Raw genomic sequence first — 24,411 nt, 5'->3', positions numbered from 1 at the left:
CTCCGAAATTTGTTTCCCGACATGCCGGAAATACAAATAAAATTCCAAAGAATAAGGCAGGAAAAAATTTATTTATTTTCATTTTCCAGCAAATTTGATTGTTTGATAATATGATTTCCTAAGGGTAGTGCCAATAATTGCAACAATGCGACGATAATAAGCGCATACTTAAGCGCAAAATCTTCTGATACTCCGAAAGCAAGAAACAAAAAGATTATCAGTCCTGAAGCCCTCCCGACAAACAAGCCGAACTCATGGCTCAATATATAGGCATATTCATTGCGTTGCTCTTTTTTTGAAACAACATCAATCACTCTCATCATAATCGGGAAATAGGCTAAATCATGCAACGGTTGAAAAACGACCTTACAAAGGACAAAGATAATAACACCGGTCGAAGAAAAAAGAATACCGTTAAAAAGCGTACCGATCAAAAAGATAAACAATCCCGTACCGAATACGATATTCCGGTGCTTAGGTTTTGTAACCCGGCCCAATACATAAACAAGTATAGCAGTAATACCGCCGCTAATACTCTGAATCAAACCTAAAGAGCCTTCCTCTCCAACAAGTTTTAACACTAAAATGGCCGGTGCTGTTACCAAAAATCCCTGAACAAGGCCTTTCAAAGCTGCCCAAGAGAGTAGTTTGTACCATAGCGGATGAAAACGGAAATAGAGGAACGTTTTCTGGGTCGGATTTTCAAAGTTCCCTCGAGATAAGACAAAACAAGCAATCACTGTAATACCCATAGCCAAAAAGGTCACAATCCGATAAGAAAGATTTATATCGATGTCGATTCCCAATAAATGACGGCCTGAAAGACCGGCTATAAGTGCCCCTACCCCTAACGGGACAATAATAGATGCGATTGTAAAAGCAAAAGACTCAAGTCCGAAAAAATAATTCCGATTATCATCCTTAGTCGAGTTAAGAGCTAACAGATAACGATTTGTCCAAAAAAATCCCGAAGCTGCCCCCATAACAAATCCTGCTACAGACAATTCTGTTATTCCCAAACTATGAATCGCCATCATCCCCACCATAGATATACCGCTAAGCAGTATGCCTATACAATACAAAATATTCACCTTAAAATGCTTAAGCAAAAATCCGTTTACGACCGATGTACATACGATACCCACATACATAGCCAATTGATAAAGAGCTACGTATGCCGGACTATTAGTATTCCTCATAATATAGGCGCCCACAAAGATTTCTACAATCGGCAGAACAAGAGCATAAAGCATGTTCGTGCCGAGAAGGACCTGCAGATCATGAGGTACGGATTTGAATACCTCGTATTCTTTTGTCAGTTTTCCGAACATAATATCCTTCTTATTTCAAAGTATTCAATATTTCTTTTACAGACAAAGTCGCAGCACAAATTACCTCATCACTCGCTCCATAGTAAAGATGAACCGTATCACCATCAACATAATGTCCGTTCGTAAAAACGACATTCCCGAAAAAACCGGTTTGTTCATAATCTGCAATAGGTTCCATAATAGGTTCTTCACTACGGGAAATGACTTTTGAAGGATCATTCAGATCGAGAAGCAATGCTCCCAGACAATAGCGATGGTCATGTGTTGCACCGTGATAGATCTCGAGCCAACCTCTTTCAGTACGGATAGGAGGAGCACCGGCTCCTACACGTGCAGAATCCCATTTCCCTTCACGTGTGGTAGCGACACATTTATGGTTTCCCCAATGTTTTCTGTCCGGAGATTCGGCCAGCCAAATATAATTCCCTCCTAATTCCGGACTACTCGGACGATGAAAAGCATAATACTTTCCATTAATTTCTTCCTCGAACAAAGCACAATCTTTATTATGCGGAGGGAAAATCATACCATGATGAATGTAATTATTAAAATCTTTTGTTTCGATCAACCCGACTCCGACAGCAACAGAAGAAACTTCGGTAAAAGTCAAGAAGAAGCCATCTTCCATGGTAGCAACACGACAGTCTTCGATTCCGAATGCTTCCAGGTCGCCACGTCCGAAAAGAGGCGGGAACGAAGGATCTTCATGAAAATGAACTCCGTCTTCACTACATACAAACCGAAGATAAGAGAGAGTCGTCAGATAATTCTTTCCCTGATAACCGATTACTCTCGGGTCAGAAGCATCAAGAGACGGATCATTCTTATCGAATGAGAGAATCTCTATTTTCCCGTCTTTATTATAAATCGGGAAACTGATTTTATTCTCGATTTGCTTAGGACGCTCTGCAACACGAAGCAACAACCATATCTTATTATTATATCGGAAAACCCCGGGATTCAACAAACATACTATTTCCATACCTTCAATTCCCGGCTTCAGATCGCTAGGTCGCATAATCGGATTCTGAGGATTTCTCTTTGCTATATCCATAATTTATTATATTTAGTGTGATGAAATTTTCATCGTTCGTGTTTTTCAGGCTTATCAAACGACCTGAACTCACAAGCAAATGTAAATGGGTGTATCTCGTTACCGGTATCTTATTATTTCAAAAAGGTATCTACATAGATTTTTTCTTAAATATGTCACGTTTGTATACTTTTTTGAAACAATAAGATACTCTCGTCTCCACTAAAAAGCTGAAATTGCATTTCAAATAAAACAGGTAAACCGATACGGCAATTCATCGATACAATCAGTCTCAGAAAACACAAAATACTGGATATATAAAATCTAAAATAAAGCCATGAAAACACAAAAAAGATTTTTTATCACGTCTATTCTCCGAGAATATTATTACTTTCATTTCGTTATTAAGATATAATCTTATAAGTTCTTTTACATAAGCATATTATACATAAATCAATATAAATGTTCTTATTCAACAACGTCAAAATAACATCACATTCCCATGCTTCGTAAAATACTCAATATCGCATATATCGTTTTCTTTACACAAATTCTATATGCAAACGAATCTCGAATACTTCGCCTAAGCAATAACGACGGCCTGTCCAATAGTTCCATAACAACGATCTTTCAAGATTCAAACGGACTCATCTGGGTAGGAACATGGGATGGACTAAATGTATATAACGGCGCTGAATTCGAAAATTATCGTTCTAACCGTCAAGATTCTTCAAGTATAACAAACCCTGTAATACGCCAAATTTTTGAAGAAAATAAAAACATTCTTTGGATAACGACAGATTACGGAATAAACAGATTTAACATCGCCACAAAAAAATTCCAACCTTATTATTTGGGATATAAAGATAAAGAGACATTTAGAGAACACTCTTTTCTCGCAACTCGCAATTCAGAAGGATTGATATTAGCCGCTTCTTACAAGTCCGGTATATATAAATTCAACACGAAATCAGAAGACTTCGAACCGTTCCCAATCCCCGAGATCGACAAAAACAATATAATACAACTTTTTTTCGATTCTTCAGACAATCTATGGATTGTAAATGACAAAAATGAAATCTTCCGTCTGAAAATCAAATCCGATAAAATTACCGAGAAACAAAAAATAACTCCTCCTGCAGACTTTTTGCATCTTTGCTACGACAAAAAAGAAAAAATATGGTTTCAATACGAAAATTACACATTAGGATACTACTCGATACAAACCGAAAAATTCTCTGATTGGGGATCAAAACCTTATGGAGAATTGAACGAAGTCCTCGAAAACGAGGGCAATATACTGTTTGCTACAAATACCGGATTAATTCAATATAACAAACACACCAAGACAGAATCGATCCTATTAAGTGGTATTCCGGTTTTATCAGTCTATTCCGGTACACAAGATATATTATGGGTAGGTACTGATTCACAAGGCATTTACCGTATTCTTCCCCCACAAAACTATTTCAACACTTTTACAAGCAATAATATTCCCGAACTCGGAAATTACGCAGTCAGGGCAATATACAAAGATGCAGAAAACAAACTTTGGATAGGAACGAAAGGCGGAGGTGTCATCTCCATTACGTATTTAGGGGCTACTTTACAACAAGCCCGTAAATTTACAACAGACGACGGTCTCATAAACAACTCGGTATTCTCCTTAGCGCAAGGTCCGAATCAAGATTTCTGGATAGGAACGGACAATAAAGGTTTAAATTACTATTCTTTTCAAGAGAAAAAAATAAAAAGTCTGAAGTCAAACAGAATATTCAATATACGGCAAATTTGCTCCGTTTACGCATTACTGCAAGCCGATGATTCAACTTTATGGGTAGGGACAAGCGGTAACGGACTGTTCAAAATGACGATTTTCCGCACCCCAAAAGGAGAATACGAGATAAAAAATTACAAACACTATAAATATAACTCTCAAAGCAACAACAGCATCAATAATAACGTCATATACTCACTCGCAATAGAGGGAGATTCTATCCTCTGGATTGCAACGCGGGGAGGCGGGATAAATCGCATGAACATAAAAAGGGAATATTTTACTGCGTATAAAAACGATAAATCAGATATAAACACAATAAGCAGCAATGACGTAATATGCTTATATATAGACAATAAAAAAAGAATTTGGGCGGGAACGACTGCCGGTTTAAACCTGTTAACGGAAGAAAACGGAAAAGTTCGGATTAAACGATATACAGAAAAAGAAGGACTGGCAAATAGTAACATACACGGAATTTTAGAAGACCGCACCCATCATATATGGATCAGTACGAATAAAGGCATTTCCAGAATGAATCCCGAACAAGAACAATTCGTACACTATTTTTATAACGAAGGGTTACAGGATAACGAATTCTCCGACGGAGCATACCTTTCATTTTCGGAAGGACAAGAACTCTATTTCGGAGGAGTAAACGGGTTCAGTGTATTTCACCCCGACCAAATCGGAATGAGCAATTATAATCCGCCACTATATTTAAATTCATTTAAAATAGACAATATCGATCAACCACTTAATTTAAAGAATGATCATCCTATCAGTTATAAACAAAATTCACTGAGTTTTCATTTTTCTATCTTAGACTATATAACGAACAGCAAATGCGAGATGGCTTATAAAGTAACCCGAGATGGAGAGAAACCGGCAAATTGGATCTATATTGGCAATAACCGGAACATCATCCTGTCAAATCTATCTCCCGGAAACTACAAATTGAACGTTGCTTATACAAATAGCGATAATCAGTGGAACAGGGACAGCTTCTCATTTCCGTTCAAAATTACACCGCCATGGTACAAATCCGGATATGCATATACAGTTTATCTGATTCTTATCCTATTATTGGCATATTTCATTTTCCGATTTCAGAAATATCGATTGAAAATGCAACACAATCTTGAATTGGAGAAACTGGAAACACAAAAAAAAGAAGAAATTCATCAGGCAAAACTTCGTTTCTTCACCAATATCGCTCATGAATTTTCGAACTCTATAACCCTAATTTACGGTCCTTGCGAAAAAATGATGAGTACTCCCGATCTAAGTGAAAAGAACCGGAACTACCTAAGCGTAATCAAAAAGAATGCAGAACGAATGCGAAATCAGATACAACAACTAATGGAATTCCGTAAAGCAGAAACCGGACATTTAACTCTGCATTTCGAACCGATAGATATTCCTGAACTGATTAAATATACTTTGGACAATTTCCTTGATATCGCCGACCAGAAAAGGATAAACATCCAATTAGACATTCGTCCCGATATTCCGGCATGGATCGTTGACAGAGATGCTTTAGAGAAAGTTATTTTCAATCTTATGTCCAATGCATTTAAATATACTCCAAAAAACGGAAAAATAGAAATCAAACTGTTCGTTAACGCCAAGAATGAGCTCTGTTTTTCTTGCACCAACAGCGGTACAGGAATAGATGCCCAACATATTCCTCTGATATTTAATAGGTTCAAAGTTCTCGATAATTTCGAGAATCAATTATCTAAGGGAATATACACCCGTAATGGCATAGGCTTAGCCATGTGTCAAGATTTGGTCAAGCTTCTGAACGGAAATATCGTCGTAGATAGCAAAATAAATGAATACACGACTTTCACCGTAACAATTTCGCCCGACAATAAAGTTGACAAAAAAACTCAGGAAAAAAGTCATCAACAACAATATTCGATTTCTTCCGATGTATCTGAAAAGAAAACAAAAAACATCCTCGTTATCGATGACCAAGAAGAAATAAGGCAATTTATTATCGAAACTCTAAATTCATATTCCGTAATAGAAGCCGAAAACGGACAAGATGCTTTAGACAAGATAAACAAGTTTCTGCCCGATCTCATTATTTGCGACGTTTTAATGCCGGTTATGGACGGACTCACATTTTTACAAAAAATAAAAAACGACATTACGACCAAACACATCCCGGTCATACTATTATCATCCAAAATGTCGGTCGAAAGTCAGATTCAGGGACTTGAATACGGAGCAGACATGTATTTAGGAAAGCCTTTTCATCCTGCTCATCTGCAAGCTGCAGTAGAACGTATGCTCGGAAATAAAGAAATAGTAAAACACTATATGGAATCTCCTCTTGCATACGCCGAACAATTCAACGGGAAATTAATAGACAAACAAGATAAAGAATTCATGAACAAGGCCTTCGAATATCTATCACAAAATTTAGATAATGAGACCTATAATCAAGACTCTTTATCTCAAGATCTGGCAATAAGCAGAGTGCAACTATACCGCAAGATAAAAAAACTGACAGATAAGACTCCTGCTGACTTTATACGTAGCTTTCGCTTGCAGGAAGCTGAGAAACGGCTGAGAACTACATCCAAAACCGTACAAGAAATCATGGCCGATTGCGGATTCAAAAATAAAGCTCATTTTTATCGGGAATTTGCAAAACTATATCACGCAACCCCAAAGGAATATAGAATGACAGTCTCGAATACAGGTGAGCAAGACCCTCAAAAATAAACCGAACCGGTTCGTACCAATATGAAATGCCCCCTAAAAGCTTTTTGTCAAACTTTTAGGGGGGCACTTCTATTTCTTCATTTCTCTACATACGATCAGGAACATCTATTCCTAACAAACTCATGCCGGTTTTTATAACTTTAGCTACATTTCTGGAAAGAATAAGCCGGAAATCTCGAATCTCGGTATTCTCTTCCCGTAAGATTGAGAAATCATGATAGAATTGGTTATACTCTTTCACGAGATCATAAATATAATTAGCTATAATAGCCGGGCTGAACTGACTGCCAGCCTCTGAAACGACAGCCGGAAATTCCGATAAATTCTGAATTAAGGATATTTCTTTATCAGAAAGGACGACTTTCTCATTTGCAGTCTCCGGCAAAACGATACCCGACTCGGCAGCCTTACGCAGTACCGAACATATACGAGCATGTGTATATTGAATAAACGGCCCTGTATTTCCGTTAAAGTCGATAGACTCTTTCGGATTAAACGTCATATTTTTACGGGGATCGACTTTCAAAATAAAATATTTAAGAGCTCCAAGACCCACCATATTCGAAATAGCATCTGCTTCCTCCGGCGTACAGTCATCCAATTTACCCAATTCTGAAGAAGTCTCACGTGCTGTATTCACCATCTCTTCAATCAGATCATCGGCATCGACGACCGTACCTTCACGCGACTTCATCTTACCTTCAGGCAATTCGACCATTCCATAAGAAAAATGGACAAGATCTTTACCCCAGCTAAAACCGAGCTTATCCAATAGAATAGAAAGTACCTGAAAATGATAATTCTGCTCATTCCCCACAACATATACCATTTTATCGATGGGATAATCCTGAAAACGGAGCTTGGCCGTACCTATATCCTGAGTCATATAAACAGAAGTTCCGTCGGCACGTAAAAGCAATTTATGATCAAGTCCTTCAGCCGTCAGATCAGCCCATACTGAACCATCCTCTTTCCGATACATAATTCCTTTCTCCAAACCTTCAAGAACTTTTTCCTTTCCCTCCAGATAAGTTTGCGATTCATAATAGATTTTATCAAAATCCACGCCCATCTTCCGATAAGTCTCATCAAATCCGGCATATACCCAATCATTCATCATACGCCATACCGAACGCACCTGCTCATCTCCGGCTTCCCACTTACGAAGCATTTCCCGAGCTTCTGCCATAAGCGGGGAAGAAGCCTCAGCCTCTTCTTTCGTCATTCCTTTTTCCTGTAATTCGGCAACTTCCTGCTTATAATGCTTATCAAAAAGCACATAAAAATCTCCGATCAAATGATCTCCTTTTTTACCGGAAGATTCGGGAGTGACACCGTTTCCCCACTTTTCCCAGGCAAGCATCGATTTACAAATATGAATCCCCCGATCATTTACGATATTGGTCTTCACGACTTTATTTCCGTTTGCCTTCAAGATTTCAGAAATGCTGTAACCCAATAAATTATTACGTACATGCCCCAAATGTAACGGTTTATTTGTATTAGGAGAAGAATATTCTATCATTACCAATTGAGCGTCCCGCTCCGGCTCTTTTATTCCATACCGGGCATCAGAAGCTATTTCATTCAATTGTTCTATCCAGCATGTAGAATCAATCACCAAGTTCAAGAACCCTTTAATCACATTAAATGATGCGACAGCCGGTTCGTTTTTAATCAGATATTCACCGATTTCCGTAGCAGTCGCTTCAGGATTTTTATGAGAAGCCTTTAAAAACGGAAAAACGACAAGAGTCAAATGCCCTTCAAATTCTTTCTTCGTTTTTTGTAATTGTATCGCCGACATTTCCGGCTCGATCCCGTACAAAGCCTTCAGCGCAGAAATGACAGCTTCGGCAATCTTATTCTCAATCTTCATATTTATATCCGTTTTTTTCTATCGAATTCTTTAACGGGTACAAAGATAATACTTTAAATAGGATGCTTAATGATTTTACCACACAAAAACATTCGAAGCAATATCCTTTGAACAAGGAATCAGACAAAATTTAAACCGTATTCTATGCTTTTATTGCGATGAACAGGCATACGATAAAACACAAAAAAGGGACAATCCTTATTTTCGGATAGTCCCTTCTTTTTTTAAGTTCGAAGTAAAATATTATTTTACTTTATCTGCCAATTCAGCACCGGCTTTAAACTTAACCACTTTCTTGGCAGGAATAGTAATTTGCTGTTTTGTAGCAGGATTGATACCTGTTCTTTCACCTTTTTCATTGATTGAGAACGTTCCGAATCCAATAAGAGCGATCTTTTCGCCTTTAGCCAATTCGTTAGATACTGTAGAAATAAATGCTTCCAATGCTTTCTTCGCATCGGTCTTAGCCAAGCCTGCCTCTTCAGCAATAGCGTTAATTAATTCTGATTTGTTCATAAAGCTGTATTTTAATAGGTTTACTATACGACAAAAGCCGTTTGATAGTCACGCAAATATATTATTTAAAAACAAAATAACAAAGAATAGAAATAAAAAAAGTAAAATAATCCGATTAAAAATATAATCAGGAGCTTTTAGGACACAAAAAACAGGAAATAATCTCTATTTTTGCAGCTTACAAGTAAAATCGATTATAAAAAAATTCTATGTTTCAAGGACGACAAAATTTTTTCAGCGCACTTCCTCCGGTAACTAAGAACCTTATTATCATAAACTTTTTGGTTTGGTTGGCAACAATCGTTTTGCCTAAATTCGGGATTAACTTGGTCGAATATTTAGGGCTACATTATCTCACAGCAAAAGATTTTAATGCCGTGCAATTAGTTACTTACATGTTTATGCACGATCCGGGATCGATAGGACATGTATTTTTCAACATGTTCTCGGTATTCATGTTCGGACGTACTCTTGAAATGGTATGGGGTAGCAAACGTTTCCTCACCTACTACATGATTACAGGATTCGGAGCGGGTCTCGTACAGGAACTTACATGGTACATCAGCCTGCACAATGAAATTGCACAGGCCGTTTCTGCTTATGGCTGGGAACAAACCCGGATGATACTAAACGGAATAATCACTATCGGAGCTTCGGGTGCGGTATTCGGAATTCTTCTGGCATTCGGAATGTTATTTCCCAATCTCCCTCTATATATCATGTTCATTCCTATTCCGATAAAGGCAAAATATTTTGTCATCTTTTACGGTGCAGTGGAACTATTCTTCGGTATCAGCAATTTCAGCGGAGACAATATTGCCCACTTCGCCCACCTTGGAGGAATGTTATTCGGATATATCGTTATAAAATATTGGCGTAAAAAAGGTATTGGAAATGGGCAATATTTTTAAAGATCTGGCAATAAAGTATCATACCGGATCACTTCTTATAAAATTAATATTCATAAATATAGCAGTATTTTTGATCGTACGCCTTACAGGGGTTGTTTTAACGTTGTCCGGTACAGATATAAATCCGCTGCTATCCTATTTACAGCTTCCGTCAAACCTATCAATATTGGCATGGCGTCCGTGGACTCTTTTATCTTACATGTTTCTGCAATACGACCTGCTGCACATCCTGTTCAATATGCTTTGGCTATATTGGTTCGGACAGCTATTCCTGCACTTCTTCAGTGAGAAACAAATGGGAGGACTTTACATATTGGGAGGACTCTCCGGAGCAGGGCTATATCTGCTGGCATATAATCTGATTCCATGGTTCTCTTCTACTTATGGAGTCTTATTGGGTTCTTCGGCTGCAGTTCTGGCCATTGTCATTGCAACAGCCGTTTATGCTCCCGACTTCAAAATATCATTGTTTTTTTTCGGAGCAGTTTCATTGAAATACATCGCATTAATTACCGTATTATTAGATGCGATCAGCATTACATCCCAAAATGCAGGAGGACACATCGCTCACCTCGGAGGAGCTATGCTCGGATTTATTTTCGCATATCGATGGAAACAAGGAAAAGACATAACAAGATTCATTAATACATTAATCGACAAAATCGTTGTCCTGTTTAAGCCCCGTCCGAAAATTAAAATAAAATACAGACGTCCCGAAAGCGATATGGAATACCGTACTCGTAAGCAAAAAGAGACAGAGGATATCGATGCTATCCTCGATAAAATAAAACGTTCGGGATACAGTGCTCTGACAACCGAAGAAAAGAAAAAACTATTCGATGCAAGCAAAAAATAAAACGTTCAGAATGGGCTGGTTACGTGCTACTTATTTGACTGTAGGATCTTTTATCAATTTTTTGTTTGCCATAGCATTAGTCGCTTCGGCCTATGCATATATTATTCCTCCGGATAAAATAATTTTCGCCTCTTATTTAGGATTGGCGTTTCCCGTATTATTGGCAGCAAACATTACATTTATTTTATTCTGGACTATCCAAAGACATCATTCCGCCTTAATCTCCATCATCGCTTTAATCGCCTGCTGGAACGGTCTATGGAATTATACCCCTATACATATCGAATCGGACGAAGCTGTTACAGAGGGGGAAAAACTGACATTATTGACATACAACGTACATAACTTCGACAACTATACGCCACATACAGATGATTCTCCCAATTCGATTATCTCTTATATACAGAACACAAAAGCCGACATTATTTGCATGCAAGAATTCTCATTCGGTAATTCCAAAAATCAGATTTCTTTAGACCAAATTAATTCTGCCCTCTCGGAATACCCATATAAACATTTTACACCCGGAAATAAGACGCCTTATTCACAATCCGGAATTGCCTGTTACTCGAAATATCCTTTCCAAGAAATAACAGACATAAAATATGACAGTTCCTACAACGGATCATGCATTTATAAAATAAAAATTAACGGACGCATCTTGACTTTGATAAATAATCACCTGGAGTCTAACAAATTCACTTCGAATGACCGGGAGCTTTACGCATATATGATGAAACATATAGATGATACAGAACTGTTTCCGGAATTTAAAGATCGCTTGATGACAAAAATGGGGGCAGCTTTTCGCAAACGGGCACTACAAGCCGACAGTATAGCACGAATCATCCATAAAACCGACTCAAACATCATTGTATGCGGTGACTTCAATGATACCCCGCAATCTTATGCGTATCGAAAAATCAGAGGGAAACTAAAAGATTCGTACGTTTCTACCGGATTAGGGCCGGGAATTACCTATCATGCCAACGGCTTCTGGTTCAGAATAGATCATATTCTTTACGGAAAAGGACTACAATCCCTTTCTACACATATCGATAAAGTGAAATATTCTGACCATTATCCTGTAAAAGCTATTTTAAAATGGAACGAAACTGACAAATGAGAAGCAAGTTACTCTAATCCATCTCTATTTATCGATCTCAAAACAACATTCATATACACGAAGAGCCCTCCCGACAACAAATGCAACAATCGGTTTTCGACTCAAAAAAGACGTATTGACCGTATTGTAAACAAGCTTTTTGATATTTCGGTTATTTGCCTTTCAGAAGTTGTTCATACGCCTCTTGCATCCCAATAAGTTCAAGGGCTTTTTGATATGAATCATTATACTGGTTCATAATTTTAAAATAAGCAGACATATCGAACAAATCACGAGCGATAAGAGCTTTTAACTGCGCTTTAATCAAAGGTAGAGATTTCTGGAACTCCTCTTCATTATATTTTATCTTTTCTTTCTCAGCAAGCGACTTAAGATCCTGCAACATCTTTTCATCTACTTCGAATGTCGCAATAAACTTATCCACATTCTTATAATTCGCATTCAGCTCTTTTCTATTACGATCGATATAAGAAGTAACTTCTTGGTTTATTAGACCTTTAGCCGCAATATCCCTGTGATAATCCGTATAACGGGCAGTATCGATAGGGATAAAATAATCCGGCATAATCCCTCCACCCCCATACACGACTCTCTTATTTTTCAATGTATAAAATTTTAAGGAATCCGGGAAATGAATGCTGTCCGCATTTGATAATTCGCCATGATTATAACGGTTAATCAGATCTTCATTATATGCTTTTGCCTCGCCTTTTGTATAAGGTTTCTGAATACTTCGTCCCGACGGAGTATAATAACGGGCTGTCGTAAGACGTATCATAGAACCGTCCGGTAATGGTACGGGACGTTGCACAAGCCCTTTTCCGAATGTCCTGCGACCTACGATTACACCTCTGTCCCAATCTTGGATCGCTCCTGAAACAATCTCAGAAGCAGAAGCAGAACCTTCATCTACAAGCACGACTAATTTCCCGTCAGGAAATAAATGCTTAGAAGATGTTTTCTCCTCCGTACGAGGAGAACGCCTCCCCTCTGTATAAACAATCAAGGCATTATCATCTGCCAACAATAGATCTGCAATTTTTACAGCCGTATTCAAATATCCCCCTCCGTTCCCCTGCAAATCGAGAATCAGATTCTTCATGCCCGCACGACGCAATTTTAACATCGCCTCTACAAACTCCTGTACACTGGTAGCCGAAAAACGGCTTAAACGAATATATCCCGTATGCTTATCGACCATATAAGAAGCATCGATACTATAAACGGGAATTTTATCCCTTGTTATCCTGAACGGAATAGGATCTGGCACATCTTTACGAAGTACTGTAACATCAACTTTCGTTCCCCGCTTACCTCGTAAACGAGTCATAATATCCTTAGTGCTCATTTTTACACCTGCAACAACGGTGTCATTAATCTCGACAATCCTGTCTCCTGCCAAAATACCGACTTTTTCAGAAGGTCCTCCCGCCACAGTCTGTATGACATATAACGTATCGTTTGTCATGGTAAACTGGATGCCGACACCATCGAAATTACCATCTAAAGATGCACTCATATCCTTTACTTCCTGCGGATCGAGATAAGTAGAATGCGGATCAAGTTGTTCCAGCATAGCTCGTATGGCATCTTCTGTCAATTTATCCTCATTAACATCATCTACGTATAGAGTAGAAATCACATAGGCAGCTAAACTAAGCTTTTTAGAAGCATCCGTTTGCCTTTGAGCCTTTGCGCAAACCGAAAAAATCAGAAATAACGCAATGGCATATATAAATCTTTTCATCCTTAAAAATTTCTTATATTTATTTTTATTTTATCTGCTAAGAACGAGCCCATCCGGCAAGAACTCATCTACCGAACGCCCGTATCTTAATAATTCCCGAACAATTGTAGAACTGATATGAGTATGTTCTGGTTCTGTAAATAAAACCAAAGTTTCCACTCCCGATATTTTCCGATTCACATCTGCAATCGTTTTTTCATACTCAAAGTCATTCACCGAGCGAATTCCCCTCAAAATAAAACCAGCATGACACTGACGAGCAAGATCCACAGTCAAGCAATTATAGGAAAGGACTTTCACTCTGGGATTTGACCGAAACAAATCTTCAAGCATACGAACACGTTCATCAACACTGAAGTATTGACTTTTAGCTTCATTGACACCTATGGCGATCACTATTTCATCAAGCATGTTCAATGCCCGTTCGACTAACGACATGTGTCCGATTGTAAACGGGTCAAAAGTTCCCGGAAATATAGCGATCCGCTTATTAAGAGAGGTCTTCATCTGTAACAAGATTTTGAATTATAAAGTTCTGGCGTTCCATCGTATTTTTCCCCATATAAAACTCCAGTAAATCTTTCACGAGGTCTTCTTTTTTCAAAGAAACCTGATCAAGACGCATATCCGGTCCTATAAAATGACGGAACTCATCCGGAGAAATTTCTCCTAATCCTTTAAATCGGGTTATTTCGGCACTGCTTCCAAGTTTCGATATTGCGTTGATTCGTTCCTCTTCCGTATAACAATAATAAGTCTCTTTCTTATTTCTCACCCGAAAAAGAGGCGTTTGTAAAATATAAACATGACCTTTTTTAATCAAATCCGGGAAAAACTGCAAAAAGAATGTTATCAGCAATAACCGTATATGCATGCCGTCGACATCGGCATCTGTTGCTATTATAATTTTATTATATCGAAGACCGTCCATGCCGTCCTCTACATTCAATGCCGCCTGCAATAAATTGAATTCTTCATTTTCATATACGACTTTACGCGTCAAACCATACGAATTCAACGGCTTCCCACGTAAACTGAATACAGCCTGAGTCTCGACATTCCGGCTTTTAGTTATAGATCCCGTAGCCGAATCTCCCTCTGTAATAAAGATGCTCGACTGATCGACATTGTCTCCTTTCGTATCATTATAATGTACCCGACAATCCCGAAGTTTCTTGTTGTGAAGATTCGATTTTTTGGCACGTTCTCTTGCCAACTTAGTAACTCCGGCTATTGCTTTTCTTTCTTTTTCCGACTCCAATATCTTCTTTAACAAAGCATCTGCCGTTTCTGCATTCTTATGTAAATAATTATCAAGTTCTTTTTTCAAGAAATCACCGATAAACTTACTTACCGAAGGACCTTCAGGGCCTATATCCCGCGAGCCCAGTTTCGTCTTAGTCTGAGATTCAAAAACAGGTTCTTCCACTTTAATACTTACCGCCGCTACGATCCCGTTACGAATATCGGAATAATCGAAATTCTTATTATAAAATTCTTTTATCGTACGGGAAGCCGCTTCACGAAAAGCAGTCAAATGCGTTCCGCCTTGTGTCGTATGCTGACCGTTAACAAAAGAATAATATTCCTCCCCGTACTGATTGATATGCGTAATCACGACTTCTATATCATCACCTTTCAGGTGAATGATCGGATAAAGAGGTTCTGCCGTCATTTTTTCATTCAACAAATCGACAAGACCGTTTTTTGAATGGAAGCGACGTCCGTTAAACAAAATTGTCAGACCGGAATTAAGATAAACATAATTCTTCAACAATGACTCGATAAAATCATCTTTGTACTTATATCCCTTGAATATCGTTTCATCAGGGACAAAACGCACTAATGTTCCATTCTCTTCAGAAGTCGGTTCTTCCGGAAAATCGGTTACGACATTACCCTGATTATACAACAAAGACTTACATCTTCCGTCCCGGTAAGAACAAATATAAAATTCTGTGGACAATGCATTTACAGCCTTTATACCTACCCCGTTTAACCCTACGGATTTTTTAAAAGCTTTAGAATCATACTTAGCACCGGTATTCATTTTAGAAGAAACATCCTTTACTTTATCTAAAGGTATCCCGCGGCCATGATCCCGTACAGTCACAGAAACTTCGTCTATATCGATGACGATCTGCTTACCGTACCCCATCATGTATTCATCTATTGCGTTATCAAGCACCTCTTTAAGAAGCACATAAATACCATCGTCGGCGTGAGTTCCATCCCCCAACTTCCCGATATACATACCGGGACGACGACGAATATGCTCCTTCCAATCAAGTGTCCGTATTGTATCCGAACCATATTCCAGTCCGGCGGTGGATATTATATTCTCTTCCATATTACAACTGCTGTTTCTCCAATTAAATTTCGTATTATACAAAGATAATGCGAAATAATGAATTATCCGAAATATCCGAAGCACAAATCGATCCGGTGATTTTCAGAAATTTATATTCTATAAAGAGCCGATCTCAACATTGATCCATTGCCCTCCTGAGAGCTGACGCACATGTGTAAAACCTTCAGAAAGCATCTCTTTTAAAGCATCAAACCGTCCGTCATTAACTAAGGACGGATGATGTGTGTCTGCATTGACAACCACCGGTATATGTAATTTATGAATTAGCCCGAAATGTTCCCGATTCGGGAAAAACAGTCGTTTACTACGCCAAGCTTTCGTATTTATTTCTATCATACACTCTTTTTGAGCGATAAATTCAAAATACTCGTGTATAAGACTTTTATACCAATGTTCCCGGGTAATACCGGGTAAAAAAGACGATGCATTCATAGATACCTTATCAGCATGCCCTACAAAATCGAAACCTCCGGTATCGATCATCTGCATCATAGTATCAAAATATTTTTCTACCAATTTGCGGATATTTCCGTCGAAATAACGAAATACGGTTTCTTTAAACTGCTCTGGAGCCGTATCGATATCGACATACCCTTCTTCGGTCTTCAAAAAATGAACAGAACCTATTCGGTAATCCAGCGGCAATTCTTGAAAAAAAGGAGACGACGGATTATATTCTGCCCCCAAATAGTCAATCTCAAGACCGCAATAAATCTCAATACGACCCTCATATTTCTTTTTTATGAAATGTACCTCATCCAGATAAGCAGGAAGATCACCCCGATTCATATTCCAACAAGTATCAAAAGGAATCGGTGAATGAGAAGATACACCATAAGAAGAAAAACCTTGCCGGATAGCTTCTTTTACAAAATCCTCAATCGAAGCCGATCCATCGCAATACAAACTATGAGTATGATAATTAGTGAGATTATCCATAACAAAATACTTAACCACGAATATCGAAAAAACCTATTTCGTTTTAATTAAAGCAAAATCAACCTGTTTTTTCTCCATATCTACTCGGGCAATCTGTATACGGATAGGATCGCCTAAACGATAAACCCTGTGAGACGAACGCCCGGTAACACAATAATTCTTCTCATCGAATTCATAATAATCATCATCCAGATCACGTATAGGAACAAGCCCTTCACATTTATTTTCATTGATTTCGACATAAAGTCCCCATTCCGTTACTCCAGAAATAACCCCATCATATTCTTGCCCTAAACGTTCGCTAAGGAATTCTGCCTGCTTATACTTTATAGACACCCGTTCGGCATTAGCTGCAACCAACTCCATTTCTGAAGAATGTTTACAAGCAGACTCCAAATTCTTTGCATTCACACTTCTCCCGCCAGCCATATATTTCTCTAATAAACGGTGAACCATCATATCGGGATAACGTCGTATCGGAGATGTAAAATGCGTATAATAATCAAAAGCCAAGCCATAATGCCCGATATTTTTCGTTGAATATGTAGCCTTCGCCATTGTTCGAATAGCCACCGTCTCTATTAGGTTCTCCTCCGGCTTATTTTGAATATTATCCAATAATGAATTTATCGAACGGGAAATCTGTCCTTTTGTTCCTTCGGTACGAAGCGTATAACCGAACCTACGAATAAATGTCGCCATTGTATTCATCTTCTCCGGATCAGGTAAATCATGAACACGATAAACGAAAGCTTTCGCAGTACGGTTTCCGTCTACTTTACCGACAGATTCGGCTACCGTACGATTTGCCAGCAGCATAAACTCTTCCACAAGCTTATTGGCCTCTTTCGAAACTTTAAAATATACACTCAATGGTCGTCCGTTCTCATCTATCTCAAATTTTACTTCATGACGGTCAAAATTGATTGACCCTTCGGAAAAACGTCTTTCTCTTAGTTTTTGCGCCAGATCATTTAATTTAAGAATCTCAGAACTATAATCACCTCTTCCGCTTTCGATGATTTCCTGAGTCTCTTCATAAGTAAAACGGCGATCTGAGCGAATAACCGTACGAGTAATATGCGAATGCTGAACTTCCGATTTTTCATTTAATTCAAAAATTGCCGAGAAGCACAATTTGTCCTCATCCGGTCGTAATGAACATATCTGGTTACATAAACGCTCCGGCAACATCGGAATAGTACGGTCTACCAAATAAACCGATGTCGCCCTTTTATAAGCCTCTTTATCTATTACACTCCCCGGAGTTACGTAGTGCGTCACATCGGCGATATGCACACCGACTTCCCAATTTCCATTATCTAACTGACGAATAGAAAGAGCATCGTCAAAATCCTTAGCATCACGCGGGTCTATCGTAAAAGTCGTTATGCCTCTGAAATCCTCCCGGTCTTTTAAATCCTCTTCGGTAAGGATATCGCTAATCTTATCTGCCGCTTTCTCAACATTTTTCGGATATGTATAAGGCAATCCGAATTCTGCCAATATCGCATGCATCTCGGTATCATTATTCCCGGCTTTCCCCAAAACGGCGATCACCTCGCCATAAGGATTTTTAGCGCTTTCCGGCCATTCGGTAATTGAGACAAGGGCCTTTTCTCCGGTCTTACCGCCTTTCAATTTATCTAACGGAATAAATATATCATTCCCTAAAGAACGGTTTTCTGTCAAAAGAAATGCATATTGGGATTTCACATCTAACGTCCCGACAAAAGTTTGAGGAACACGTTCTGTAATTTCTACAATTTCAGCTTCCGTATCGCCACCCTTTCTGCGTTTGCGACAAACAATGTAATTCACCTTATCTCCAGACATCGCCCTCAAAGATTTTTCATCCGATACCAATATAGGATCACCGCCGTCATTCGGAATAACATGATTCTTTCCGTTACTTCTACGCTCAAAAACCCCTTCCCGAATTTTTTGGCTTACATCATACTTATACCGTCCCGGATCTACCTCTGTCAAATAGAGCTCTGCCGCCAATTCTGCAAGGATTTGGGAGATCATTATTTTCTGAGGATCATTTTTAGCATTAACCGCTCGGGATACTTGTTTATAATTATACGGATGACCGGGATTCTCATTAAAAAAATCACAGATCAACTGTCTCATTTTTTCTTTTTTTATCCGGGGGACATCCTTTATTTTTTTTCTTTTCGACATATTCAAACAATTCTAAATACCAACAATAAATACAGAACGATTAACTTCACAGTTAACCAACTACAAAGTAAATAATATTTTTAAGAATACAGAGCATTTGCCCCATCTTAAACTTACCTCAAAAATAAAATAAATGGATGAAAGCTATTCAAACAAAAATCCCAATAAACCGAACAAAAGACTATTCCTTAAAAATCCATCATTTCACCCTCATAATCCATGCCGTTATTATCCGGACGTTTACCCGGCTTAGGTTTATTGTTTCCATTCTTTCCGAACATGTATGTCAATGTCAGATTCACGCTACGTCCGCCCCAACGGGAATGGCTCTCTTGATAGAAATTATCTCCCCACGAAATATTCTTCCGCCCCCGCGAATCCAATAAATCCCTACCGGATAATGCAATAGAGAATTTTCGAGAAAAAAAGCTCTTGCGAATACCGGCATCCAAAGAATAATTCGGACGACGCTCACCTTGTGCAATAAGCTGTTTCGCGTTATAATTTCCCGTAACCTGCGCCGAGAAATTCTTGGGAAGTATCAAATTGGCCATAATACGGGCATTCCACGTAAAATTATTCTCACCATCATAATGCATAGTAGAAGCAACTCCCGAATTATCGACATAAGTATAATCAAAGTCGTTAAGCTGTTGATAATACATATTTACCGTAGTAGTTAAATTCAGATACTTAAATAACCGGTTCTTAGCCACCAATTCCAATCCCGCATTCTGCATCTTGGTCACATTCTCATAAGTAGAATACATAACCGGTTCCTCAAAATAACGCACTTGTTGTATTACATCATTCGTTTTACGATAATAAAGTGAAGCCGATAAAGTATGCGCATCCCAGTTTTTTATATAATTCAATTCTATGGCATGAGCAAATTCCGGATTCAAATTAGGATTCCCATAAGAAATACTGGTAGAGTCGGTAACATTTCTGAATGCGTTTATTTGTCTTCCCCTCGGTCTGTTGACCCGGCTGGTATAATTGACCTGAAGTTCATTTCCTTTTGGTAAACTATAAGACAAAAACAGACTCGGATACAAATGCCAATATTCCCGGGTTCGGTCCGGGGTCTGCGCATTCCACGGCCGGCTCTCGGTTTTATAGCGCATATATTCGCCTCTCAACCCCGCCTGAAAACTGAAATTATCGATTTTACCCGAAAATGTACCATAAAGAGCTTGTATATTTTCTTTATAGGTAAAATCATTATTTAAGGCTTCCTGCGGTTTTAGATTTTCCATATCTGGACCTTCTAATGTATAAACATCGTCTCCTCTGGAATTGATATTCCCCTTATAACCGGCCTCAATCTTAAAACGATCCGATATTTGGTTACTATAATCAGCCTGAAATTCCCACCGTTGGTGCGAATTATTTTCATCCTGTTTTTGGGCAGATTTTAGCCACACGTCTTTTACTAAACTGTTTTGTGTAAAATCGTTTGTCTCATTCCAATTCATCTGGAAATAATTAGCATATAATCTCAAATCATGATTCTTACCGAACAAATGTGTATAATCCAATGTCACTCCCCAATCGTTATGAGTTCCGTCTTCATCCGACCACCGCTCCCGGGTCAATGCACCCAAACCGTCTCTCGACGTAAGGGTCGTACGACTGTCTCCACCACCGAACATGCCCATAAAGGACAACCCTATATCATCCTTTCGAGTAACATGATATGTTGCTCCTCCTCGCAGAAAAACCCCGATACGATCCATATCTCCTTTATTTTTCTGGTTAAGAATCGTCGTATCGTTTCCTTGCCATGATTCTCGATAAGTATCGCTGCTGTTGTTAAATTGCATATACCGGATACCGATATTGGCATATGCATCGACCTTTGAAGAATTATAATTTATATTTCCCGATCCATTTACTCCTCCAAAAGTATTTGCACCGACCGATACACTCCCGTAATAACCGGCTTTTCGGTCCTTTTTCAAGACCAGATTTATAATCCCTGCAGACCCTTCCGGACTATATTTAGAAGACGGATTAGTAATAACTTCTATACTTTCTATACTTCCGGCTGGCATCTGTTCCAATATTTGAGCCCGGTTGTCGGCCGTTAATCCCGAAGGTTTGCCATTGATCCAAACTTCTACATTCGAATTATTCCGAAGAGAAATATTTCCTTCGTTATCGACATCGACAGAAGGTATATTCTGCAACGCTTCAGAAGCAGAACCTCCTGCAGCAGAGATATTCTGATCTACGTCAAAAACCTTTTTATCTACCTCAAAGCGCATCTGAGATTTCTGTCCGATCACTTCCACTGCTTTTAAGGATTTAGCATCAGTCGATAATTGTAAAGTTTTCAAATCTACAATCGGAGTTTTCGAAGTCACAAATACAGGAAATTCCAAAGTTTTATACCCGACAAAACTAATCCGGAGAGTATAAGATCCATTCTTGACATTCGGTATCGAAAATGCACCCTTTTCATCGGTTGTCACCGTTTTCATAGGTGTCTTAGAAGACTTATTAAATAACGATACGGTAGCAAAATCAATAATCTGCTTCGTTTCATTATCGATAAGACGGCCTTTTATCGTAGCGGCTGAAAGAGTTGCAATCGTCACCCAGACGAAAACAACTGATAATAAATATTTTTTCATTGAGGATGTTTCTATTTTTTTATTTACGCTTTATAAGACTATCTCTTACAAAAATAGTTTAATCGAGACGTTCCTTGTTTTCTATATTCTTAACAAATTATATCATCTCTATTCTTAGTTCCTGTTTAAATTTCCTAATAAAATACTATCAGGTCATTTTTACGTTTTCTTTCGGTCTCTTTTCTCGTTCTCACTCGTCAGATAGCCCGCCATCTTCCTCGTAAAACAACAAAAACATCTTCGAAAGAAACTTTCAAAACTGACTCGAAAAAATTTAAACGGGCTCTTACAAAAAAACAGTCTGCATAAGATCAGAACTCATGCAGACCGCCAATATGTTATTTACTACTTGCAATAATTAAGCATCGATATTCGCATAAGTGGCATGCGCTTCGATAAATTCACGACGAGGACCGACTTCCTCTCCCATCAACATTGAAAATACCCGATCTGCTTCTGCCGCATTATCGATTGTTACTTGACGTAATGTACGATGTGCCGGATCCATAGTCGTCTCCCATAGTTGATGAGAATTCATCTCTCCCAAACCTTTATAGCGTTGCGTATAAATTTGGTTAACATCCCCATTCGCATATTTCAGGGCAAACTGCGTACGTTGTTGCTCTGTCCAGCAATATTCTTCTATTTTGCCCTTTCTACATAAATACAGCGGCGGAGTCGCAATATAGAGATAACCGTTCTCTATCAAAGGACGCATATGACGGAAAAAGAAAGTCATGATCAATGTCGCAATATGGCTACCGTCCACATCGGCATCGGTCATAATAATGATCTTATGATAACGCAATTTTGAAATATTAGCTTCCTTCGTATCGTCTTCCGTACCGATAGTAACTCCTAAAGCTGTATATATATTACGGATTTCCTGACTTTCGAGCACTTTATGATGCATCGCTTTTTCAACATTCAATATCTTACCGCGCAAAGGCAATATTGCCTGAAAGGCACGATCCCGCCCCTGTTTTGCCGTTCCTCCTGCAGAATCTCCTTCGACAAGGAATATCTCACAAACTTCAGGATTACGCTGAGAACAATCTGCCAATTTACCGGGAAGACCTCCACCCGAAAGAGGAGATTTACGTTGCACCATTTCCCGGGCATGACGTGCGGCATGACGTGCAGTCGCCGCCAATATGACCTTCTCTACTATTGCTTTAGCCTGTTTCGGATTCTCTTCCAAGAAATTCCGGAGAGCTTCGCTGACAGCGACATCGACAGCTCCGATAACCTCGTTATTCCCTAATTTTGTCTTGGTTTGTCCTTCAAATTGAGGTTCCATGACTTTCACGGAAATAACTGCCGTAAGACCTTCTCGGAAGTCATCGCTACTGATCTCCACTTTTACCTTCTCGAGCATTTTAGAATCTTCAGCATATTTTTTCAGCGTACGGGTCAGCCCCCTACGAAAGCCGGCAACGTGTGTCCCGCCTTCGATTGTATTGATATTATTTACGTATGAGAACAAGTTCTCATTATAAGACGTATTGTAAGTCATTGCAACCTCTACCGGAACACCTTGGCGCTCAGTAGAAATATGAATAATATCTTCAAAAAGATGCTCCTTCGTGCTATCGATATAACGGACAAATTCTTTCAGCCCCTCCACCGAGAAAAATTCTTCTTTACGGAAATCTCCGTTTTCAAGTACTTCACGTTTATCGGTAAGAGACAAATAAATCCCGGCATTAAGGTATCCCAAATCACGCAGACGAGAAGCCAAAATATCAAATTTATAAACTACATCCGTAAATATATCCGCATCCGGCCTGAAAGTTATTATCGTTCCGGTCTCTTCGGTAGTCCCGATAACCTCTACATCATGCAAAGGTTTTCCGCACGAAAACTCTTGCATATATATTTTTCCGTTACGCTTTACCTCCGCACGCAAATAAGTCGACAGAGCATTTACACACGATACGCCGACCCCATGTAAACCTCCGGAAACCTTATAAGAGCCTTTATCGAACTTACCTCCTGCGTGCAATACGGTCAACACGACTTCCAATGCAGATTTATGTTCTTTTTCATGCATATCTACCGGAATACCACGACCGTTATCTATCACGGTAATAGAATTATCTTCATTGATAATAACATCGATATGATTGGCATATCCGGCAAGCGCTTCGTCAATAGAGTTATCTACTACCTCATACACCAAATGATGCAACCCTTTTATCCCAATATCTCCAATATACATAGCAGGGCGTTTCCTTACGGCTTCAAGACCTTCCAGCACTTGAATACTATCCGCAGAATACGCAGCGCTATCAACATTTAATTCTTCTGACATATTGATTTTTATATGTTTATTGATACTCGTTTTTGTTTTTCGACAT

The 24,411-nt window shown here is 38.8% G+C and carries 15 protein-coding genes; 4 read left to right on the top strand and 11 right to left on the bottom strand.

What is annotated here, in order from left to right; genetic code table 11:
- Nucleotides 1-68: 68 nt before the first annotated feature.
- Together QUE35_RS09610 and QUE35_RS09605 are read right to left on the bottom strand one after the other, a co-directional pair.
- On the bottom strand, nt 69-1,331 hold the full coding sequence (locus QUE35_RS09610; protein WP_286260705.1) for an MFS transporter: 1,263 nt from the start codon (nt 1,329-1,331) through the stop codon (nt 69-71).
- Nucleotides 1,332-1,341: 10 nt separating this feature from the next.
- Nucleotides 1,342-2,385: a glycoside hydrolase family 130 protein gene (locus tag QUE35_RS09605; protein ID WP_022600191.1), complete on the bottom strand. Its 1,044-nt coding sequence runs from the start codon at nt 2,383-2,385 to the stop codon at nt 1,342-1,344.
- A 481-nt stretch (nt 2,386-2,866) separates the two neighbouring features.
- Between QUE35_RS09605 and QUE35_RS09600 the strand changes: the two genes are divergently transcribed.
- Nucleotides 2,867-6,880 (top strand): hybrid sensor histidine kinase/response regulator transcription factor, encoded by a 4,014-nt coding sequence (locus tag QUE35_RS09600; RefSeq protein ID WP_022600189.1) that lies wholly within the window; start codon nt 2,867-2,869, stop codon nt 6,878-6,880.
- 85 nt (nt 6,881-6,965) lie between these two features.
- Here the strand turns inward: QUE35_RS09600 and argS are convergent, their stop codons facing one another.
- Both argS and QUE35_RS09590 read right to left on the bottom strand, forming a co-directional pair.
- The gene (argS, locus tag QUE35_RS09595; protein WP_009318460.1) at nt 6,966-8,759 is read right to left on the bottom strand and encodes an arginine--tRNA ligase; all 1,794 of its coding nucleotides are present in this window, start codon (nt 8,757-8,759) and stop codon (nt 6,966-6,968) included.
- Between the two features lie 243 nt (nt 8,760-9,002).
- Complete coding sequence (locus tag QUE35_RS09590; protein ID WP_009318459.1) at nt 9,003-9,275, bottom strand: HU family DNA-binding protein; 273 nt, start codon at nt 9,273-9,275, stop codon at nt 9,003-9,005.
- A gap of 209 nt (nt 9,276-9,484) precedes the next feature.
- On the opposite strand from QUE35_RS09590, the gene QUE35_RS09585 reads away from it, so the two are divergent.
- From QUE35_RS09585 to QUE35_RS09575, 3 genes are read left to right on the top strand one after another with little or no spacing between them, the layout of a single operon-like run.
- Entirely contained in the window at nt 9,485-10,186 is a 702-nt protein-coding gene (locus QUE35_RS09585) for a rhomboid family intramembrane serine protease (protein ID WP_009318458.1), read from the top strand.
- Nucleotides 10,170-11,042: a rhomboid family protein gene (locus QUE35_RS09580; protein ID WP_022600186.1), complete on the top strand. Its 873-nt coding sequence runs from the start codon at nt 10,170-10,172 to the stop codon at nt 11,040-11,042. The genes QUE35_RS09585 and QUE35_RS09580 overlap by 17 nt, the downstream gene beginning before the upstream one ends.
- Nucleotides 11,026-12,168, top strand: coding sequence for an endonuclease/exonuclease/phosphatase family protein (locus QUE35_RS09575; RefSeq protein ID WP_022600184.1), 1,143 nt, complete (start codon nt 11,026-11,028; stop codon nt 12,166-12,168). The genes QUE35_RS09580 and QUE35_RS09575 overlap by 17 nt, the downstream gene beginning before the upstream one ends.
- 151 nt (nt 12,169-12,319) lie before the next feature.
- Here QUE35_RS09575 and QUE35_RS09570 read toward each other — a convergent pair whose 3' ends face one another.
- The 7 genes from QUE35_RS09570 to gyrB all read right to left on the bottom strand — a co-directional run bounded on the left by QUE35_RS09570 (nt 12,320) and on the right by gyrB (nt 24,365).
- Entirely contained in the window at nt 12,320-13,915 is a 1,596-nt protein-coding gene (locus QUE35_RS09570; RefSeq protein WP_022600182.1) for a S41 family peptidase, read from the bottom strand.
- Nucleotides 13,916-13,945: 30 nt separating this feature from the next.
- Nucleotides 13,946-14,422, bottom strand: coding sequence for a pantetheine-phosphate adenylyltransferase (coaD, locus tag QUE35_RS09565; protein WP_009318454.1), 477 nt, complete (start codon nt 14,420-14,422; stop codon nt 13,946-13,948).
- Nucleotides 14,406-16,265: a DNA topoisomerase IV subunit B gene (locus QUE35_RS09560; RefSeq protein WP_022600180.1), complete on the bottom strand. Its 1,860-nt coding sequence runs from the start codon at nt 16,263-16,265 to the stop codon at nt 14,406-14,408. Before QUE35_RS09560 ends, coaD begins: the two co-directional genes overlap by 17 nt.
- A 117-nt stretch (nt 16,266-16,382) precedes the next feature.
- A complete protein-coding gene (locus QUE35_RS09555) occupies nt 16,383-17,225 on the bottom strand; it encodes a histidinol-phosphatase (protein WP_022600178.1) in 843 nt (280 codons plus the stop codon).
- A gap of 33 nt (nt 17,226-17,258) precedes the next feature.
- Nucleotides 17,259-19,412, bottom strand: coding sequence for a ribonuclease R (gene rnr / locus QUE35_RS09550; protein ID WP_022600176.1), 2,154 nt, complete (start codon nt 19,410-19,412; stop codon nt 17,259-17,261).
- 188 nt (nt 19,413-19,600) lie between these two features.
- Nucleotides 19,601-22,051 (bottom strand): TonB-dependent receptor, encoded by a 2,451-nt coding sequence (locus QUE35_RS09545; protein ID WP_022600174.1) that lies wholly within the window; start codon nt 22,049-22,051, stop codon nt 19,601-19,603.
- 358 nt (nt 22,052-22,409) lie between these two features.
- Nucleotides 22,410-24,365 (bottom strand): DNA topoisomerase (ATP-hydrolyzing) subunit B, encoded by a 1,956-nt coding sequence (gene gyrB / locus QUE35_RS09540; RefSeq protein ID WP_009318449.1) that lies wholly within the window; start codon nt 24,363-24,365, stop codon nt 22,410-22,412.
- Nucleotides 24,366-24,411: the final 46 nt, after the last annotated feature.

Origin of the sequence: Coprobacter fastidiosus (assembly GCF_030296935.1) — a bacterium.
Lineage (GTDB): Bacteria > Bacteroidota > Bacteroidia > Bacteroidales > Coprobacteraceae > Coprobacter > Coprobacter fastidiosus.
Note: the sequence above shows the minus strand (reverse complement) of the source record. Positions and strands in the feature narration are given on the sequence as shown.

Coding starts and splice junctions, on each gene's coding strand:
- QUE35_RS09610 (WP_286260705.1), bottom strand. CDS start 1,331: ATGTTCGGAAAACTGACAAAAGAATACGAGGTATTCAAATCCGTACCT.
- QUE35_RS09605 (WP_022600191.1), bottom strand. CDS start 2,385: ATGGATATAGCAAAGAGAAATCCTCAGAATCCGATTATGCGACCTAGC.
- QUE35_RS09600 (WP_022600189.1), top strand. CDS start 2,867: ATGCTTCGTAAAATACTCAATATCGCATATATCGTTTTCTTTACACAA.
- argS (WP_009318460.1), bottom strand. CDS start 8,759: ATGAAGATTGAGAATAAGATTGCCGAAGCTGTCATTTCTGCGCTGAAG.
- QUE35_RS09590 (WP_009318459.1), bottom strand. CDS start 9,275: ATGAACAAATCAGAATTAATTAACGCTATTGCTGAAGAGGCAGGCTTG.
- QUE35_RS09585 (WP_009318458.1), top strand. CDS start 9,485: ATGTTTCAAGGACGACAAAATTTTTTCAGCGCACTTCCTCCGGTAACT.
- QUE35_RS09580 (WP_022600186.1), top strand. CDS start 10,170: ATGGGCAATATTTTTAAAGATCTGGCAATAAAGTATCATACCGGATCA.
- QUE35_RS09575 (WP_022600184.1), top strand. CDS start 11,026: ATGCAAGCAAAAAATAAAACGTTCAGAATGGGCTGGTTACGTGCTACT.
- QUE35_RS09570 (WP_022600182.1), bottom strand. CDS start 13,915: ATGAAAAGATTTATATATGCCATTGCGTTATTTCTGATTTTTTCGGTT.
- coaD (WP_009318454.1), bottom strand. CDS start 14,422: ATGAAGACCTCTCTTAATAAGCGGATCGCTATATTTCCGGGAACTTTT.
- QUE35_RS09560 (WP_022600180.1), bottom strand. CDS start 16,265: ATGGAAGAGAATATAATATCCACCGCCGGACTGGAATATGGTTCGGAT.
- QUE35_RS09555 (WP_022600178.1), bottom strand. CDS start 17,225: ATGGATAATCTCACTAATTATCATACTCATAGTTTGTATTGCGATGGA.
- rnr (WP_022600176.1), bottom strand. CDS start 19,412: ATGTCGAAAAGAAAAAAAATAAAGGATGTCCCCCGGATAAAAAAAGAA.
- QUE35_RS09545 (WP_022600174.1), bottom strand. CDS start 22,051: ATGAAAAAATATTTATTATCAGTTGTTTTCGTCTGGGTGACGATTGCA.
- gyrB (WP_009318449.1), bottom strand. CDS start 24,365: ATGTCAGAAGAATTAAATGTTGATAGCGCTGCGTATTCTGCGGATAGT.